General features: G+C 70.7%; 11 protein-coding genes. 5 read left to right on the top strand and 6 right to left on the bottom strand.

The window, feature by feature from the left end; all coding sequences use genetic code 11:
- The first annotated feature begins 7 nt into the window (after positions 1-7).
- The 5 genes from OL358_RS00765 (at position 8) to OL358_RS00745 (ending at position 12,157) form a co-directional block, all read left to right on the top strand.
- The gene (locus OL358_RS00765; protein WP_264708027.1) at positions 8-5,524 is read left to right on the top strand and encodes an OmpL47-type beta-barrel domain-containing protein; all 5,517 of its coding nucleotides are present in this window, start codon (positions 8-10) and stop codon (positions 5,522-5,524) included.
- A gap of 60 nt (positions 5,525-5,584) precedes the next feature.
- A complete protein-coding gene (locus tag OL358_RS00760; RefSeq protein WP_264708026.1) occupies positions 5,585-6,178 on the top strand; it encodes a hypothetical protein in 594 nt (197 codons plus the stop codon).
- Positions 6,179-6,236: 58 nt separating this feature from the next.
- Positions 6,237-9,695: a family 43 glycosylhydrolase gene (locus tag OL358_RS00755; protein ID WP_264708025.1), complete on the top strand. Its 3,459-nt coding sequence runs from the start codon at positions 6,237-6,239 to the stop codon at positions 9,693-9,695.
- Between the two features lie 202 nt (positions 9,696-9,897).
- Entirely contained in the window at positions 9,898-11,424 is a 1,527-nt protein-coding gene (locus OL358_RS00750; RefSeq protein ID WP_264708024.1) for an ATP-dependent DNA ligase, read from the top strand.
- Between the two features lie 37 nt (positions 11,425-11,461).
- Positions 11,462-12,157 (top strand): NAD-dependent deacylase, encoded by a 696-nt coding sequence (locus OL358_RS00745; protein ID WP_264708022.1) that lies wholly within the window; start codon positions 11,462-11,464, stop codon positions 12,155-12,157.
- 136 nt (positions 12,158-12,293) lie between these two features.
- Here the strand turns inward: OL358_RS00745 and OL358_RS00740 are convergent, their stop codons facing one another.
- The 6 genes from OL358_RS00740 to OL358_RS00715 all read right to left on the bottom strand — a co-directional run bounded on the left by OL358_RS00740 (position 12,294) and on the right by OL358_RS00715 (position 19,116).
- Positions 12,294-13,565, bottom strand: a complete 1,272-nt coding sequence (locus OL358_RS00740) for a sugar ABC transporter permease (RefSeq protein WP_264708020.1) — start codon at positions 13,563-13,565, stop codon at positions 12,294-12,296.
- Positions 13,562-14,371 carry an ATP-binding cassette domain-containing protein gene (locus tag OL358_RS00735; RefSeq protein ID WP_264708019.1) on the bottom strand — a complete coding sequence of 270 codons (810 nt, stop codon included), beginning with the start codon at positions 14,369-14,371 and terminating at the stop codon, positions 13,562-13,564. The genes OL358_RS00740 and OL358_RS00735 overlap by 4 nt, the downstream gene beginning before the upstream one ends.
- A gap of 86 nt (positions 14,372-14,457) precedes the next feature.
- On the bottom strand, positions 14,458-15,534 hold the full coding sequence (locus tag OL358_RS00730) for a sugar ABC transporter substrate-binding protein (protein WP_264708017.1): 1,077 nt from the start codon (positions 15,532-15,534) through the stop codon (positions 14,458-14,460).
- A 287-nt stretch (positions 15,535-15,821) separates the two neighbouring features.
- Positions 15,822-17,018 (bottom strand): sugar ABC transporter permease, encoded by a 1,197-nt coding sequence (locus OL358_RS00725; protein WP_264710201.1) that lies wholly within the window; start codon positions 17,016-17,018, stop codon positions 15,822-15,824.
- A gap of 41 nt (positions 17,019-17,059) precedes the next feature.
- A complete protein-coding gene (locus OL358_RS00720; protein WP_264708016.1) occupies positions 17,060-17,986 on the bottom strand; it encodes an ATP-binding cassette domain-containing protein in 927 nt (308 codons plus the stop codon).
- Between the two features lie 32 nt (positions 17,987-18,018).
- The gene (locus tag OL358_RS00715) at positions 18,019-19,116 is read right to left on the bottom strand and encodes a sugar ABC transporter substrate-binding protein (RefSeq protein WP_264708014.1); all 1,098 of its coding nucleotides are present in this window, start codon (positions 19,114-19,116) and stop codon (positions 18,019-18,021) included.
- Position 19,117 lies beyond the last annotated feature (1 nt).

Here is a 19,117-nt window from a genome sequence, read left to right as displayed (position 1 = left end):
AGACGACGTGGACTGGACAACCACCCGAAAGCCGGCGAGAGCGGCCGTCGCCGCGCTCGCCGCGACAGCGGTCGTGAGCGGCTGCCTGCTGGTGACGCCGGCGGCGAACGCCGAGCCCAACGCCGACATCGGATACCCGACGTTCGGCGGCAGCCCGAATCCGGTGCCCGCCACCGGCGTGACCTATACGCCGGGGAACCAGCTCCAGGCGATCTTCGATGCCGACGTCGCGGACGGCGCCGGCGTATCGCCCGAAAAGGATTTCTGGGTCGACGAGATGCTCGCTCGGTACGGCACGGCGGGCAGCTTCGACGACACCAACCAGTGGCTGTTCTCGCGCGGCCGTGCCGCCTTCATGAAGACCCACACGCCGGGCACGCTCGGATTCCAGGGGCAGCTGGCGTACTGGGAGTCGATCGACAACCGCGGCGGGTACACGATCGCCGCCCAGGTGGGCGGGGCGAACATCACGCTCACCGAGGACACCGCGCAGCGCAAGCAGACTCCGAGCTACTGGCGCAGCGTGCACCGCCACGCCGCGAGCGGCCTCGAGATCGTCCAGACGAAGTTCATCACCGACGCGAACGTGCTCGTCACGAATCTGCAGGTGAAGGCGACCGGCGCCGCGCAGACCGTCACGCTGCGGGCGTCGTCGCCGTACGCCACCGTCGCGGACGGCCAGGAGCTCACCGGCACGGTCTCGGCGCTCAACAACCTCACGACGATCTTCCCCCGCTTCTCGGGGGACGGATTCGCCCCCGACGGCACCGCCCTCGCGCGCACGCTGGCCGTGCCCGCCGGCGGCAGCACGAGCGTGAAGCTGCAGCTGGGCCTCGTGACCACCGAGATCCCCGCCTCGCGCGCCGACTACGACGCCTACCGTGCCGCGACTCCCGGCGAGGCCTTCTCGACGCAGGTGAACGCGTACAACCAGTGGTGGGCCGACAACATCCCCTACCTCGACACCCCCGAAGACAACATCGACAAGACGCTGTTCTACCGCTGGTGGCTCATGCGCTTCAACTACCTCGATGCGGACATCCCGGGCAACGACTACCAGTTCCCGACCTCGATGGAGGGCGTGCTCGGCTACAACAACGCCATCGTCCTCACGACGGGCATGTTCATCGACGACCTGAAGTACTTCCGCGACCCGATCTACTCCTACGGCCCGTGGGTGTCGGCCGGCGAGACGTCGAAGAGCTACAAGTTCGTCGACAACCCGGGCGACCCGGCGAACTGGTCGAACAGCTACACGCAGTACATCTCCGAGGCGGCGTGGCGCTCGTACCAGCTGCACGGCGGACCGACCGCGATCGCAGAGAACCTCGCCGAGTACGCCGAGTACGACGTCAAGGGCCTGATCGACGCGTACGACTTCAACGACAACGGCCTCATCGAGTACAACTGGGGCGCGATGACGGGCAACGACGCCGACGCGGTGTCGTTCGACTGGCGCGCGGGCAACATGGACCGGGCCGAGAACGCCTACCTGTACTCGAACGGGAAGGCGGCCGCCGAGGCGTACCGCCTCGCCGGCAACGAGGCCAAGGCCGACGAGATGGACGCGTTCGCGCAGAACGTCAAGGAGCAGATCGTCGATGTCCTGTGGAACCCCGACCGGAACCTCCTCGAGCACGCGATGGCCGACAACGGCGAGCACGTGCCCTGGAAGGAGATCAACAACTACTACCCGTTCACGGTCGGGCTCATGCCGAAGCCGGGCGATGCGGACTACGACGACGACTACGTCGACGCGCTGCGCCTGTGGGCGGACGACAAGGAGTACCCGATCTTCCCCTTCTACACCGCGAACCAGGCCGACAAGGCCGAAGCGGCCGCCGAGGGAGACCCGGGCAGCAACAACTTCTCGATCATCAACTCGACGGTGACGTTCCGGATGCTCGGCTCGGTGCTGCGCGACTATCCGACCGATGCCATCGATGAGGAGTGGTACAAGAAGCTCCTCTACTGGAACGCATGGGCCCACTACCAGAACGGCGGCGACAACCGCCTGCCCGACCAGAACGAGTTCTGGTCCGACGGCTCGGCCGACCCGCAGCGCATCGGCTACCGCTCGTGGATCCACCACACGATCCTCGGGGCGACGAACTTCACGATGATCGAGGATGCGATGGGCCTGCGTCCGCGCAGCGACGCGAAGATCGAGCTGGACCCGATCGACATCGACTGGGATCACTTCACCGCGAACAACATCCGCTTCCGCGACCGCGATCTGACGGTGACGTGGGATGCGCCCGGTGGCGAGCGCCACTACGGCTCCGCGGTGCCCGAGGGATACTCGGTCTTCCTCGACGGCGAACTCGCGTTCACGGTCGACGGCCTCGGCAAGGTCGTGTACGACCCGGCCACGGGTGAGGTGGAGACGGAGGACGGCCTGACCGTGACGACCGCCAACACCTCCTCGGTGCAGGCGCCGCAGGACGTTCGCTTCGGAAACGAGGCGCGGGTCGTCGACCTGTTCGCCAAGGCGGGGGCGGATGTCTCCGACCAGAGCGCCGGCAGCGCCAACCTGGCTCAGGGCAAGGCCGTCACCGCGACGCACGCCGCGAGCGGCCGCGCGCCGGCAGCGGCCGTCAACGGCACGACGATCAACGAGCCCTTCTGGGGCACCGCCGGATCGCCGAACGCGAAGGACTCGCTGACCATCGACCTCGGCGGCACGCAGACCTTCGACGACGCACGCCTGTACTTCTACACGACCTCGTCGTCGGCAACGGTCGGCGGCTACGCCGAGCCCTCGATGTACGCGCTCGAGTACCGCTCGGGCGGGCAGTGGCATCCGGTTCCCGCGCAGGCGCGCGCGCCCGTCTACCCGCAGGGCAACTTCAACCACATCCAGTTCCCCGAGGTGACCGGTGACGCGCTGCGCGTGACCCTCACGCACGCGGCGGGCTTCAAGACGGGTGTCAAGGAGGTGCAGCTGTTCCACACCGGCGTCGAGGCGCCCGCGAGCACGAACCAGGAACCGCTGGTGGAGGCGTGGGTCAAGCCGGGCGTCGCGATCGCGGGTCAGGCTGACCTGGTCGGCTCGGCGAAGGACGACGGCCTCCCGGCCGGCACCCTCTCGTCGCAGTGGTCCGTGGTCTCGGCCCCGGCCGGCGGCCTCGCGCTGTTCGACGCGCCGACCTCGCCGTCTACGATCGCGCGGTTCACCGCGGCAGGCACGTACGTGCTGCGCCTGACCTCGACGGACGGCGAGCTGTCGAGCTCGGTGGATCTCACGGTGCAGGGATCGGTGGCCACGCAGGGCACGAATGTCGCGCCGTCGGGTACGCCCACCGCCGAGTACACCGCGAGCTGGAACAACGTCAACGCGGTCAACGACGGCCGCGTGCTGCACTCGGGCGGTCAGCAGACCGACCTGTGGGGCACGTGGTCGGGCGCTCGTCCGGCGACGCGCTGGATCCAGTACACGTGGCCGAGCCCGGTGCGCGTCGACAGCACGGAGGTGGCGTTCTGGGCGGACCAGACCAACGCGACCTCGGGAGCCGGCGTCAACGTGCCGAAGGCCTGGAAGGCGCAGTACTGGAACGGCACCGCGTGGGTCGACGTGACCGGCGCCGATCAGTACGGCATCGCCCGCACCGCGACGAACGTCACGACCTTCGACGCGGTCACGACCACCCGCCTGCGCCTCGTGCTCAGCGCGGCCGGCCCCGGGACGGGCGCCGACCCGTATGCGGGCGTCGCCGTGAGCGAGTGGCGCGTGTTCGCGGAGGCGCCGACGGCGATCGAGCCGATCGACGTGCGCACCGCCGTGGGTCAGATCCCCACCCTGCCCGAGCGCGTGGACGCGATCTACGCCGACGGCAGTCGCTCGGCCGAGGCCGTCGCGTGGGGGCCGATCACCGAGGAGCAGGTCGCGTCCGAGGGCACCTTCGACGTCGTCGGCATCGTGGCGGGCTCGCCCGTCCCGGCGCGGGCGTCGGTCTGGGTGCGGGCCACTGCTCCGGGGCAGATCAACTCGGTCGACGCGGTCGAGGTCGAGACTCCGGCCGGTGTCGCACCGCAGCTTCCCGCATCGGTGGGAGTGCTGTACAACGACGGCAGCCGTGAGGATCTGCCCGTGCAGTGGGAGGCGGTCGACCCCGCGGACTACGCCACGGACGGCGAGTTCACGGTGTCCGGAACGGTGCAGTCGGCGATCGCCGGCACGAAGGCCGCCACCGCGACCGTCACTGTGGGCGAAGGCGGGGGAGAGGGTCCCGACACGACGGCTCCCGTCGCGACGGTCTCGTTCTCGCCGCAGGCACCCGCCAGCGGCTGGCACACCGCGGCCGTGCAGGTGACGGCGGCCGCCACCGACAACCGCGACGCGACCCCGTCGGTCGAGGTGCAGGTCGACGGCGGAGCGTGGACGGCATACACCGCCCCGGTCTCGGTGACCGCCGACGGCACGCACACCGTGCGGGCTCGGGCCGCCGACGACGCCGGCAACGTGTCGCCCGTGGTCGAGGCCTCGTTCAAGATCGACGCCACCGCGCCGACGGTCACCCCGACCGCCGACGAGACCGCGCGCACGGTCAAGGCCACCGCGACGGATGCCGGGTCCGGGGTCGACGAGATCCAGTTCCGCATCGACGACGAGGAGGAGTGGACCGCGTACACGGGCACGATCCTGGTCGGCCTCGAGGAGACCGTCGTGCACCTGCGGGCGCGTGATGAGGCGGGGAACGTCTCCGCCGTCCAAGAGGTCGAGGTGGCCGAGAGCGACGGGACGCACCGCCGCAACGTGGCGCTGCTGGCCGCTCCGAGCGCGTCGTACACGGCGGGCTGGAACACGGTCGACGGCCTCAACGACGACGTCGCGCCGACGTCGTCGGGCGACGTCACGCCGAACGACAACGCGTTCGTGTGGGGTGCGTGGCCGCAGATCACCGACCAGTGGGTGCAGTACGACTGGACCGAGCCGGTCACGATCGACGAGCTCGGCGTCTACTTCATCAGCAATCTCGATGCCGGCGGTGCGGGCATCGCGGTGCCGGAGGAGTGGAAGGCGCAGTACCTCGACGAGAACGGCGAGTGGACGGATGTCACGCCCGCCGAGGAGTCGGAGTACGGCGTCGAGGTCGACGAGTTCAACACCGTCGGGTTCGAGCCTGTGACGACGATCGGCCTGCGGCTGGTGCTGAAGGCGCAGGGAACGACCGAGGGCCAGGGGAGCATCGGCATAAAGGAGTGGCAGGTCTTCGAGGTCGCGGGCACGCCCGCCTCGTTCGAGGTCGAGGTGGCGGTCACCGACCGCTGCGTCGCCGGCAAGTCGGTGCTCGTGGTCTCGGCCGTGAACAACGGCGACGAACCGGTCAAGGTCGTGCTGACCACGCCCTACGGCACGAAGACGTTCGCCGCGGTCGCCCCTGGCGCCAAGGTCTCGCAGTCCTTCACCACGCGACTGAAGAACGTGCCGGCCGGCGCGGTCGAGGTCGCCGTGACGGGCGAGCGGGACGGCGACACGGTGACCGAGGAGTGGGCCGTCGCCCACGACGCCTTCGGCTGCTGATCAGGCGAGGGGCGTCCGCGCGAGCGGGCGCCCCTCGCACCTCAGAGAGGACTCACTCCCATGAACCGACCCACCGCCACCGGCCGGCGTGGCCGTATCGCGCTGATCGCCGCGGCGATCGCGTTCGGCGCACTGTCGGCGCCGAACGCTGCGGGCTCCGCGTTCGCGGCGGGCGAGGCATCCGTCCCGTCCACCCCGGTGATGACGGATGCCGCATCCGCCGCGGTGCTGCACGTCGGCGTGCGTCAGGCCGGCGTGGGCGATCCGATCCCCGTCACGGTCGTCGGCGGGGCGTCCGGCGATGTCTGGGAGATCGTGCTCGTCTCGCCCGAGACGACGCTCGGCTCGCTCACCGTCGGCGCCGACGGCACCGGGACGACGCTCGTGTCCCTGCCGATCGACTCCGATCCCGGCGCGGCGGACATCATCGCCCGCTCCGGCGGCGACGTGATCTCGACCGGGCTGAGCAGCGCGGGAGACGCCGCGCAGGAGGCGGAGACGACCGCCGCCGAGGTTCCAGAAGCGGCCGAGGATTCCGCGATCGCGGTCGGCCCCGCGGTTGTACCCGCGATCGGCATCGTGGCGGGATCGGCGCTGGCCGCGGCATCCGTCGTCGCCGTCGTCGTGCTCGCACGCCGCCGGTCGGCCCGCTGACACCCCTGTACCCCCTCCGCGTCGCCACCGGGCGGCGCCGAAACGAATGAGAGACGACGTGGTCTGGACTACCAAGAGAGCAGGCGCTGCGCTCGCCGCAGGGGCGGTGGTGGCGCTGGTCGCCGCACTGATCCCCGCGACGGCGGGGATGGCCGCCACCGAGAACCCCATCATCGGCGACGGGTCGGTGTACTCGGCCGATCCGAGCCTGCTGGCCGACGGCGACACGCTGTACATCCACGCCGGCCGCGACGAGGCCGGCACCACCACCAACGACTTCATCATGAACGAGTGGCAGGCCTTCTCGACGACCGACGTCGACGGCGGGGCGTGGCAGCATCACCCCTCGCTCATGCGGCCCGAGACCGTGTTCGACTGGGCCACGCCCGGCCGCGCCTACGCCGGTCAGGTCGTGAAGGGCGTCGACGGCCGGTTCTACTGGTACGTGCCGGTGCACGAGGCCGCCAGCACGGCCGCCGACAAGTTCGGCATCGGCGTCGCGGTCTCCAGCAGCCCGCTCGGGCCGTGGACCGACCACGCGGGCGGCCCGATCGTGTCGCAGGCCATCCTCGGCAACGACGCCCACAACATCGACCCGACCGTGCTCGTCGACGGCGGCCGGGTGTGGATGTACTGGGGCAGCTTCAGCCGGCTCATGGCCATCGAGCTGCAGAGCGACATGAAGACGCGGATCGGCACGCCGACGACGATCACGAGCGGCGTGACCGGCTTCTTCGAGGCGGCGTGGCTGTTCAAGCGCGACGCGACCTACTACCTCGCCTACGCCGCCAACAACGCCGGCCCGACCAGCACGTGCACCCCCGCGAACTATCACGCGTGCATCGCGTACTCGACCGCGTCGAGCCCGCTCGGACCGTGGACGTTCCGCGGCCGCATCCTCGCGCCGGTGTCGTCGACGACCAGCCATCCGGCGATCGCCGAGTTCCAGGGCGAGTGGTACATGGCGTACCACACGGCCGATGCGGTCGGCGGCAACCACTTCCGCCGCTCGGTCGCGATCGATCACCTCGAGTGGGACGACACGCAGACCCCGGCGCGCATCGTGCCCGTCACCACGACGCCGGTGAAGGGCGCGAACCTCACGCCGCGATCGAACGTCGCCCCGTGGGCGACCGCGTCGGCGTCGAACGAGCCGATCCCGACCCAGTACTGGATCAAGGCGCTCAACGACGAGATCATCCGCCCCAACCCGCTGCCGCCGGACATGTGGGGCAGCTGGACGGCGAACCGCCCCGCGCAGCAGTGGATCCAGTACGACTGGGACGCCCCGGTGCGCCTGGACCGCGCACGCATCAAGTTCTGGCGCGACATCGCGCCCGGCACCGGCAACGGCGTCTCCGACCCCGCCTCGTGGGTGCTGCAGTACTGGGATGCCGGTGCCTGGAAGGACGTGCCGAACCCGAGCGGCTACCCGACCTCGACGACGGCCGTGCACCAGGTCACCTTCGGCGCGGTCACCACGTCCCGCCTGCGCGCGGTGCTGGGCGCCTCGCCGAACGCGGCGAATCCGCCCTCGTACTCGGCCGTCGCGGTCGAGGAGTGGGAGGTCCACGCGGCTCAACCCGACACGGTCGCCCCGGTCGAGGTGCAGACGGTCGTCGGGACGGCGCCCGAGCTGCCCGAGACCGTGGACCTCGCGTTCGGCGACGACACGCTCGCCGCATCGGTGCGCTGGGACGCGGTCGACCCCGCCGATGTGGCCGCGGCCGGGCAGTTCACGGTGCAGGGCTTCGTGGAGGGCTACGCGGCCGGACTCGTGACCGCCACGGTCACCGTGCTCGGCGAGGACCCGTGGCGCGCGAACCTCGCGCTCACGGGCACGCCGTCGGCGGGTTCCACCGCCGCGGGCTCGGCGGTGGCCGCGCTCAACGACGAGGCGGTCGCCTACACGGGCGTCGCGGACCCGGTGTGGACCGCGGACGCCACGACGTGGGCGGGCTACACGTGGGACGCCCCGGTGCGGGTCGACGGCGCGACGGCGCACTTCTGGACCGGGGGCGGCGTCGCCGTGCCCCAGTCGTGGGCGGTCGAAGCGCTCGTCGACGGCGAGTGGCGGGCTGTGACCGGCGCCGGACAGCCCTCGACGGTCGCAGGCGAGCCGAACACGGCCACGTTCGACGCCGTCACGACGACGGCCGTCCGCGTGGCGCTGACCGCGCAGACGGGATCCGGGGTCGGGCTCAGCGAGCTCGAGATCCACGGCGAGACGATCGACGCCGACGCGCCGGAGGTGGCACTCGCGGCGACCGGAGTGGACGGCGCGAACGGCTGGTTCCTCTCACCCGTCACCGTGCGGGCCACCGCGACCGACGACCGCGACGTGCGCACGCGCATCGCTCTCTCCGTCGACGGCGGCGCGTGGCAGGAGACCGACAACGTCCGATTCGCAGAAGCGACCGTGTCGGGCGACGGCACGCACACGGTCCGTGCGCGGGCGACGGATGCCGCGGGCAACACGTCGGCGGAGGCATCCGTGCAGGTCCGCATCGACGCGACGCGGCCCACCGTCACGGGCACGCTCGACATCGTCGCGCGCACCGTGAGCGCCACGGCCGCCGACGCCGGATCCGGCATCGCGGTGATCGAGTACGCGCTCGACGCGCCGACCGGCTGGCAGGCCTACGGCGCACCGGTGCCCGTCGACGCGCAGCGTCACGTGGTCTACCTGCGGTCGAAGGATGCCGCGGGCAACGTGTCGGCGCTGGGCACCGTGACCGTGCCGCTGTCGCCGGACGCGCCGCTCGAGGGCAACATCGCGCCGATCGCGACCCCGACCGCGTCCTACACGTCGTCCTGGAACTCGGTGACGGCCGTGAACGACGGCGCGCTCACGGGGGCGTCGTGGGGCACATGGCCCAACGTCGGCGAGCAGTGGGTGCAGCTCGAGTGGGACCGCGTGGTCACCGTCGACAGGGCCGGGGTGCTGTTCTTCCGCGACTCCGCCGACGCCGCAGGGGTCGGCATGATCCCGCCGCGCGAGTGGAAGCTCCAGTACGTCGACCTGGCGACCGGGGCGTGGAAGGACGTCGAGGCCGCCGGAGCCTACGGCCGGTCCTCGACCGCGATGAACGAGGTGTCGTTCGCGCCGGTGACGACGACGAAGCTGCGGGCGCTCATGCAGGCCTGGGGCTCGGCCAGCGCCGGCGGCTCGAGCGGCATCCTGGAGTTCGAGGCATGGGCGGCCGAGCAGGCGGAGCCCGAGGTCGACGTCGAGATCACGGTGACGACACGGTGCGTCGCGTCGAAGGTCGCGCTCGTCGTGACCGCGGGCAACGGCGACGAGGTGCCGGCGACGGTGGCCGTCACCACGCCCTACGGCACCAAGACGTGGGCCGGCATCGCGCCGGGCGCGCAGTCGACGGCGGTCTTCTCGACCCGCCTTCCGGCCATGCCGGCGGGTGCGGTCGACGCCGAGATCACCGCGGTCGTCGGTGGCGAGACCGTCGCGGCGGAGCGATCCGTCGACTACGTCGCGGCCTCCTGCGGGGCCCGATGACGGGCCGGACACCGGCCTGAGGTGGTCGGGGCCGTGCGGGCGATGGGTCCTCCGCACGGCCCCGCTGCCGTCCCGGCGCCCGCCCTCCCACCGCGGCGCGGGTCACACGGATGGCGGGTGCGGCGCCGCGTCACCCGCGCATCGTGCGACATGGTCGGGCGTGCTCGAGCGTGCTGTCGGGGGCGGGTGGCAGAATCCAGGGATGCTGCTCTCCGCCGTGGTCGAGGCCGCCGACGAGGCCGGTGCGACATCGTCGCGGCTCGCGAAGATCGCGGCGTTGTCCGGTCTGCTGAAAGGGCTCGCGCCCGCCGAGGTCGCGCCCACGATCGGCTTCCTCGTCGCGAGTCCGCGTCAGGGCCGGCTCGGGGTCGGCTGGCGCGGTCTGCGCGCGGTCGAGGCCCGGAACGCGGATGCCGCGACGCTGACGATCGGCGACGTCGACGCCGCGCTGGAACGACTCGCGGGTGCCGACGGTGCCGGCTCGGCCGGCGTGCGACGCGACGCCCTCGCCGAACTGGCGGGCCGCGCGACGCCCGCCGAGTGGGACTTCCTGTGCCGCGTGATCCAGGGCGAGCTGCGCACGGGCGCGCTCGAGGGCGTGCTGCTCGACGCGATCGCCAAGGCTGCCGGCGCCGATGCGCCGTCCGTCCGCCGCGCCGTGATGCTGTCGGGCGATCTCGGCCAGACCGCCCGCGTCGCGCTGTTCGGCGAGCCGGGCGAACTCGAGGCCGTCGGGCTCGAGGTCGGACGCCCGGTGATGCCGATGCTCGCGTCGACCGCGGCGTCGGCAGGTGAGGCACTCGGCGCGATCGGCGGACCCGCGTCCGTCGAGTACAAGCTCGACGGCGCGCGCATCCAGGTGCATCGCGATGGTGACGAGGTGCGGGTCTACACCCGCAGCCTGGCCGACATCACCCACCGCGTGCCCGAGATCGTCGAAGCGGTGCGCGCGCTGCCGTCCCAGCGGCTGATCCTCGACGGCGAGACGCTGTCGCTCGACGAGGACGGAGGTCCGCGGCCGTTCCAAGACACGATGGCCCGCTTCGGATCGGAGGGCGCGGCATCCGTCGCCCTGCGCCCCTGGTTCTTCGACATCCTCCACGTCGATGGCCGAGACCTCATCGACGAGCCCCTCGCGACACGGCTCGAGGTGCTGGGTCGGGTCGTCGGCGACGCGCGCATGCCGGGGATCGTCACCGACGACCCGCAGCGCGCCGAGGAGCTCTCGCGCGAGGCGCTCGCCGCGGGCCACGAGGGCGTCATGGTGAAGGGGATCGAGTCCGTCTACGCGGCAGGCAGACGTGGAAAGAGCTGGCTCAAGGTGAAGCCGGTGCTCACCTTCGACCTGGTGGTGCTCGGCGTCGAGTGGGGTTCGGGACGACGGCAGGGAATGCTGTCCAACCTCCACCTGGGAGCGCGCGACCCCGACGGGGCCTTCGGCGAGCCCGGCGGCTTCGTCATGGTCGGCAAGACCTTCAAGGGACTGACCGATGACCTGCTCCGGTGGCAGACCGCGCACTTCCCGACGATCGAGACGCACCGCTCGTCGTATGCCGTGCACGTGCGCCCCGAGACCGTCGTCGAGATCGCGATCGACGGGGTGCAGCGCTCGACGCGATACCCCGGAGGCGTCGCACTGCGCTTCGCGAGGGTGAAGGGCTATCGGCCCGACAAGACGGCGGGGGAGGCCGACACGATCGGCTCGCTGCGCGAGCTGCTGCGAGGCTGAACGAGTCTTCCGCCGTCCCGCCCGCCACACTGGTGTCATGCGCATCGTCGTGCTCACCGGCGCCGGGATCTCGGCGGAGAGCGGCGTCCCCACGTTCCGCGACGCCGACGGTCTGTGGGAGGGCCACTCCGTCGACGACGTGGCCACGCCGGAGGGATTCGAGCGCGACCCCGACCTCGTGCAGCGCTTCTACGACGCGCGGCGGCGGGCCGTGGCATCCGTCGTCCCCAACGCCGCGCACCACGCCCTCGCACGCCTCGAGAGGGCCTTCGGCGACGAGCTGCTGGTCGTGACGCAGAACGTGGACGACCTCCACGAGAGGGCCGGGACCCGCAACCTCGTGCACATGCACGGCGAACTGCAGCGCGCGCTGTGCGCGGCCTGCGGCGCCCGTCCCGTGTGGGATGCCGACCTCGAGCCGCGTCCGCCGTGTCCGGTGTGCGGAGAGCGGATGCTGCGCCCCGACGTCGTCTGGTTCGGAGAGATGCCGTACGACCTCGACCGCATCGAGGACGCCGTGGTCGCGTGCGACGTGTTCGCGTCGATCGGGACGTCCGGATCGGTCTACCCGGCCGCCGGCTACGTCGCGCTCGCCTCGGCGTGCGGCGCGTGGACGGTCGAGCTCAACCTCGAGCCGAGCGACGCGCTCATCCCTTTCGACGACGCGCGGGCCGGCTGGGCGGGGGAGCTGGTACCGGCCTGGGTGGACGAGCTGGTGACGGCCCGGGGGTAGGGAGGCGCAGCGACCCGCGCCGCGGGCGGAGGGTGGCCCCGGTTGGTTCACGCGCGCCCGCGCCCGGCCCGCGCCCGCCCCGCACGCGAAGAGGCGCCGAGCGGATGCCTCCGCCCGGCGCCTCTGCACAGCCCTGCTACGTGCGCACGCCGTTTCCGCGGAGGCGGGAGAGTGCGTCGACGGTGGCGGCGAGGATGAGGACGCCGCCGGTGACGAGCAGGTTCACGCCTGCGGGGAGGTTGAGCAGGCCGAGGCCGTTGGTGATCGTCGCGATCACGAGGGCGCCGATCGCTGCGTGCATGAGTCGGCCCTTGCCGCCGAAGAGGCTGACGCCGCCGACGACTGCTGCGGCGACGCCGGAGAGGACGATGTCGCGTCCGACGGTCGCGTCGACGGTGCCGACGCGGGACACGCTGAGCAGTGCGGAGAACACGGCGAGGGATGAGCAGATGACGAACGCCCACCACTTGATCCAGCGCACTTTGACGCCCGAGCGCCGTGCGGCTTCGGCGTTGCCGCCGATGGCGTAGATGTAGCGGCCGAACTTGGTGCGGTCGAGGACGAAGGTGCCGATCCAGAGGATCACCAGCACGATCGGCACGACGTTGGGTACGCCTTGCACCGCGTTGACGGATTGGCCGCGGTCCTGGTTGAGGATGAAGACGAACGCGCCGCCGACGACGGCGATCACGGCGAGCTTGATCCATACCAGCGAGATCGCGCGGTTGGGGACGCCGGCGCGGGTGCGTCGGGCGCGGTCCCAGAACGAGGTGGCGGCCGAGACCGCGATCATGATCGCGAGCATGACCCAGCCGCCCCAGACCGGCAGGTTGCCGTTCTGCAGCGCGATGAGTTCGGGCACTTCGACGCGGAACAGGCCGCCGGGTCCGATGACGACGAGCGCGAGGCCCTGCAGGCCGAGGAACAGGCCCAGTGTCACGACGAACGACGGGATGCCGACCCTCGCGACGAAGAAGCCTATGAACGCGCCGATGAGGAACCCGAAGCCGAATCCGATGAGCAGCGCGAGCGGCCACGGGACGTGGAACTGCGAGTTCAGCACGACGAACAGGGCCATGCCCACGCCGCCGGTGACACCGGCGGACAGGTCGATCTCGCCGAGCAGCAGCACGAACACGAGCGCCATGCCGAGGACCACGAGGGTGGCGGCCTGGTTGAGCAGGTTCGCGAAGTTGCGTTCGGTGAGGAAGAACGGGCTCAGGGCGGTGAACAGGATGCCGAGCACGACGAGCCCGCCGATGGCGGGCAGGGCGCCCATGTCGCCGCTGCGCACGCGCTGCCACCACGCGCGGACCTGGTCGGACAGGCCGCCTTCGACGCCGCTGCCGATGAGATCGCTGGAGACCGGATCGGGTGCGGCCTCGGTACGGGTCGCGTTGCTGCTCATTCCGCCCCCTCCTCGGTGCGAATGGTGGACGTGTCGACGATGTTGACGCCGCCCAGGGTCTTGGTTCCGGTGATGTACCCGACGACGTCGTCGCGGGTGGTCTCGGACACGGGGATCTGCGCCACCATCTGGCCGAGGTAGAGCACGGCGATGTCGTCGGCGACCTCGAACACGTCGGCGAGGTTGTGGCTGATCAGGATGACCGCCACGCCCTGGTCGGAGAGCCGCTTGACCAGGTTCAGCACCTGCTCGGTCTGCGCGACGCCCAGCGCCGCGGTGGGCTCGTCGAGGATGACCACGCGCGCCTTCTTCAGCACGGCGCGCGCGATGGCGACCGTCTGACGCTGACCCCCGGACAGGCTGGACACCTTCTGACGGACCGACTTCACGGTGCGCACCGACAGGGAACGCAGCGTGTCGGACGCCTCCTTCTCCATGCGGCCCTCGTCGAACGTGCCGACGGAGGTCTCCTCACGGCCCAGGAACATGTTCTGGACGATGTCGAGGTTGTCGCACAGGGCGAGGTCCTGGTACACCACCTCGATGCCCAGACCCGAGGCATCCCTCGGCGCGTGCAGGTCGCGGTGCTCGCCATCGATGAGGACTTCGCCCTCGTCATAGGGCTGCACGCCCGCGAGACCCTTGATGAGCGTGGACTTACCGGCGCCGTTGTCACCGACCAATGCGGTGACCTTCCCCGGGAACACGTTGAGGTCCACGCCCTTGAGGACGCTGACCGGACCGAAAGACTTCTTGACGCCGACCAACTTGATGATCGGCTCTGTGGCTGTGATCGTCTCTGACATACTCGCTTCCTTGCGAAGGTCCCGGCAAAACGCGCGAGGGGCGCCGCGCCTCGATGACGCGACGCCCCCGCGGCTTGACCGATAACTTACTCGGTGACTCCGTACTGCTCGCAGGCAGCTGCGACGTCGGGGGTGCAGACGTCGTCGAACGATGCGTCGCCGGCGGCGATGACGTCCTTGACCTCTTCCGGTCCGACCAGCAGCGGCGTGACCTGGATGTACGGCGTGCCGTCCTCCAGCTCGGCGCTCGCGTCGGGCGTCTCCCCCTTCAGCAGGGCGATGGCCGTCTCGACCGCAGCGGTCGCCTCGTCCTTGACCGGCTTGTAGACCGTGGCGGTCTGCCAGCCGAGGAGGATGTTCTGCAGGCCCGCGACGTTGGCGTCCTGACCCGACACGGCAACGCCCTTGAGGTTGTTGTCCTGCAGGACCTTGATCACGCCGGCCGCGTTGGTGTCGTTCGCGACCCAGACGCCGTCGACCTTGCCGCCCAGGCCCGTCAGAGCCTGCTCGAAGTTGGTCTGCGACTTGGCCTGGTCCCAGGCTCCCGGGGGCTCGGCGGCCGCGGTGATGCCGGCGGCCTCCATGACCTCGACGGCGCCGTCGTGGAACATCGCCGCGTTGCCGTCGGTCGGGTCGCCGCCCATGTAGACGACGGTGGCCGAAGCCGGGTCGATGCCGGCGGTCTCGAGGCCGTTGAGGACCGTCTGGCCCTGCATGCGACCGACCTCGACGTTGTCGAACGACACGTAGTAGTCGGCGCCCGAGAACGGACGGTCGTACGCGATCACCGGGATGCCCTCGGCCTTGGCCTTGGTGGCCACGGCTTCGGCGGCGCCCTGGTAGTCGACCAGGAGCATCACGCCACAGCCCTGCGCAAGCTGCTGGTCGGCGATGGTGGCGTACTTGTTGACGTCACCCAGAGCGTTCTGGATGTCGGTCTCGAAGCCGGCAGCCTCGAGGCCCTCCTGCAGGTACTTCGCGTCGAAGTTCTCCCACCGCGGCGACGACGCCGCGTCGGGAAGGATCACGCATGCGCGGCCGGCCTCGGCATCTCCGCCGCCGCTCTCGCTCGGGGTGCCGCCAGAGTTCCCGGCACAACCCGCAAGCATCACCGCAGCCGCACCCGTGAGGGCGGCCACAGCGAGGAGTGAAGACTTCTTCATCATTCGCCTTTCGTCATTGAAGTGCGCGAGCCCCAGGTTCGTTCCTGCTGCACTTCGCGCTTGAACCGATCATTTCCGGCTCGCTTCTTGTCGTCAAGTCTTGAACGTAACGCTTTGGCAACGCCCTCGGATGCCTCATCCCGTCACCCGTCGATCGTCCGTCATGCAGGGTGAGGCAACGCAGAATGGCGCCTCAGAAACCCTTCGGTGAGCATTGTGCTCGCGAGGGCTGGAGGGATCGCTCTCACGGCCGGGATGCGGGTTTGCCCTATGAAGTCAGCCGCCGGTCAGGCGCGGCCGGTCGCGGCGCGCGTGCGGCGTGAGATCGAGTCGACGATCACGGCCAGTACGAGCACGATGCCGGTGATCATGAACTGTACCGAAGCGTCGAGAGCGAGCAGCGTCAGGCCTGACGAGATCGACTGGATCACGATGATCCCGAGCAGCGCGGAGAAGGCGCTGCCCCGCCCGCCGAAGAGGCTCGCGCCACCGATCACCGCCGCTGCGATGGCGTTGAGATTCACGTCGCCGGTGCCCGAGCTCTGACCGGCCGACCCCAGTCGCGCGGCCGCGAGGATGCCGCCGACCGCGGCCAGGGTCGAGCACATCATGAAGACCGACAGGTAGATGCGATCGACCCGGATGCCGGCGCGCCGCGCCGCCTCGACGGAGCCGCCGACCGCGTACACGGCCCGCCCCCACCGCGTGCGGGTGAGCACCAGGTTCATCGCCACGACGAGTGCGATGAAGAACACGAACATCACGCCGACGCCCCGGTACAGGTTCAGGTACCACGTCGCGAGGACCAGGAAGACCAGCAGCGCACCGCTGCGCAGGCCGATCTCGAGATTGCCCTGGCTCACGAGGTTCGCCGCCGCGCGCCGCCGCGCGCGCCGCAGCAGCACCCAGGCGTACGCGCCCACGGACAGGACCGCGAGGAGGTAGGCCGCCCAGTGCGGCAGGAACCAGTCCTGCGCGAACTCGACGATCCAGGAGTCGAACCCGAGCCCGATGGTGCCGGTGTCGCCGAGCACCGCCAGTTGCAGGCCCAGGAACCCCAGGAGCCCGGCGAGCGTGATCACGAAGCTCGGCAGGCCGAACCGGGTGTACAGGAATCCGTACAGGAGGCCGACGAGGCATCCGATCCCGATGCCCGCGACGAGGGCCAGGGCCAGCGGCCAGCTCAGCTGCACGAAGGTCACGGCCAGGACGGCCGCCGCGAGCCCCGACACCGATCCGACCGACAGGTCGATCTCGCCCAGCAGCAGCACGAGCACGACACCGAGTGCGATCGTGCCGATCGCCGCGCACTGCATCGTGAGATTCCCGAGGTTCTCGCTCGAGAGGAACACCGGGTTCAGCGCCTGGAACACCAGCCAGATCACGATGAGCCCGCCCACCACGGGTGCGGCGCCGAGATCCCCGCCACGGATCCGGGTGATGACCGACGCGAACGCGCCGCGGAGCCCCGCGACGCTGAGCAGGCGGACGTCGGCGTCTTCGGCGGCGGGGACGACCTCGCGGCTCACGATCGGCCGCCCTTCGGGTCGGTGGTGCCGCGCGGGCGCGTGCGCGGGATGCGGATGATCTCGGCGCCGTGCTCGTGTGCAGGATCGGGTTCGTCCACCGGATCGGATGCCGGCGCGGTGCGCGGGGCGGCGGGGCGTTCGGCCGCACGACGGGCTGCCACGTTGTCGGCGGCGCCGGTGATCGCCGCGATGAGCGTCTCGCTGGTCACCTCGGCCACGTTGTACACGCCGTTGTTGCGCCCGAGCCGCAGCACGACCACGCGGTCGGCGACCGCCATCACATCCGCCATGTTGTGGCTGATGAGGATGACCCCGTGCCCACGTTCGCGCAGGCGCTCGATGAGGTTGAGCACCTCGGCGGTCTGAGCGACGCCCAGGGCCGCCGTCGGCTCGTCGAGGATGACGACCCGCGGGTCGCCGATGAGCGAGCGGGCGATCGCCACCGTCTGGCGCTGTCCGCCCGAGAGCCCGGCCACCGGGATGCGCACGGAGGGGATCTTCGCCGACAGCTCGCGCAGGAGCGTCCACGTGCGCTGCTCCATGTCGACCTCGTCGAGCGCACCGCTCTCCACGAGCTCGCGGCCGAGCCAGAGGTTGGCGACCACGTCGAGGTTGTCGCACAGCGCGAGGTCCTGGAAGACCGTGGCGATGCCGAGCTCCTGCGCGTCGGCGGGGCTCGGGATGTCGACCAGGTCGCCGTCGAACTCGATCGTGCCGGCGTCGGGCGCGTGCACGCCGGCGAGCACCTTCACCAGCGTCGACTTGCCGGCGCCGTTGTCGCCGACGAGGGCGACCACCTCGCCCTCGTTGACCCAGAAATCCACGTCGGTGAGGGCTTTGACGGCACCGAAGTGCTTGCCGATCCCTCGCATGGTGAGCACGCGCTCGCGCGGGCGCCCCGCGCGCGGCTGTGTCATCGACATCCGGTCAAGCCCTCCTCGCCAAGGTCAGGACCCTACCTGATGCCCGCGGCTTCGCACGCATCGGCGTACGCGGGCGTGCAGATGTCCTCGACGGTCCAGAAGCCGTCGGCCACGACGGTCTCGAGGATGTTGTCCACGGTGACGGCCACGGGGTCGAGGAGCGTCGACGGCACGCCGTCGATCTCCATCGGCGCCGTGACCTCCTCGCCGTGCAGGAGCGCCACCGCCACCTCCGCCGCGAGCTCCGCCTGCGGCTTGATCGCCTTGTAGACGGTCATGTGCTGGTCGCCGGTCACGATGCGCTGCAGCGCCGTGAGCTCGGCGTCCTGTCCGGTGACGATCGGGAACGGCTCGACGTTCGCGGCCTTCAGCGCTGCGACGGCGCCGCCCGCGGTCCCGTCGTTGGCGGCATACACCCCGACGATCTGATCGCCGTACTGCGCGATCTGCCCGGCGACCCACTCCTGCGCCTTGTCGGGGCTCCAGTCCGGCGTGTCGTACTCGGCCAGCACGTCGAGCCCGCTCTCGTCGATCAGGCTGTGCGCGCCGGCGCGGAACAGCGCGGCGTTGCTGTCGGTGGGTGAGCCGTTCACCATCAGGATGCCGCCGCCTCCGGCATCCTCGATCGCATCGACGAACTCGGTCGCCTGCAGCACCCCGACCTTCTCGTTGTCGAACGAGATGTAGTACGCGAGGTCTCCGCCCGCGATCAGCCGGTCGTAGGAGATCACCGGAACGCCCTTCGCGTTCGCGGAGCGGACGATGCTCACCGCCGCATTCGCGTCGACGGCATCGAGGACGAGCACCCCCACCCCCGCCGCGAGGGCCGACTCGGCCTGCTGCTGCTGCTTCGCGGCGTCCTGGTCCGCGTTGGCGTAGAGCACGTCGTAGTCGCCCAGCTCCGCGACGCGGGCTTCGAAGAACGGGCGGTCGAACGTCTCGTACCGGGCCGTCTTCGCATCCGGCAGCAGCAGCGCGATCGACTCCGCCCCGCCGCTCGTCGCCGGGCCGGGATCGGCTCCGCTGCACGCGACGGCGGAGCCGGCGAGCACGGCCCCGAGGACCGCGACGGCCGCCGCGCGCCCGAGGGCCTTCCTCAGAACCTCGCGTCCTGATCTCGACTTCGCCATG

Origin of the sequence: Microbacterium sp. SSM24 (assembly GCF_025989145.1) — a bacterium.
Taxonomy (GTDB): domain Bacteria; phylum Actinomycetota; class Actinomycetes; order Actinomycetales; family Microbacteriaceae; genus Microbacterium.
The sequence above is the reverse complement of the archived record's forward strand: the minus strand, read 5'-3'. Positions and strand labels throughout refer to the sequence as shown.

Coding starts and splice junctions, on each gene's coding strand:
- OL358_RS00715 (WP_264708014.1), bottom strand. CDS start 19,116: ATGGCGAAGTCGAGATCAGGACGCGAGGTTCTGAGGAAGGCCCTCGGG.
- OL358_RS00750 (WP_264708024.1), top strand. CDS start 9,898: ATGCTGCTCTCCGCCGTGGTCGAGGCCGCCGACGAGGCCGGTGCGACA.
- OL358_RS00760 (WP_264708026.1), top strand. CDS start 5,585: ATGAACCGACCCACCGCCACCGGCCGGCGTGGCCGTATCGCGCTGATC.
- OL358_RS00740 (WP_264708020.1), bottom strand. CDS start 13,565: ATGAGCAGCAACGCGACCCGTACCGAGGCCGCACCCGATCCGGTCTCC.
- OL358_RS00720 (WP_264708016.1), bottom strand. CDS start 17,986: ATGTCGATGACACAGCCGCGCGCGGGGCGCCCGCGCGAGCGCGTGCTC.
- OL358_RS00730 (WP_264708017.1), bottom strand. CDS start 15,534: ATGAAGAAGTCTTCACTCCTCGCTGTGGCCGCCCTCACGGGTGCGGCT.
- OL358_RS00745 (WP_264708022.1), top strand. CDS start 11,462: ATGCGCATCGTCGTGCTCACCGGCGCCGGGATCTCGGCGGAGAGCGGC.
- OL358_RS00735 (WP_264708019.1), bottom strand. CDS start 14,371: ATGTCAGAGACGATCACAGCCACAGAGCCGATCATCAAGTTGGTCGGC.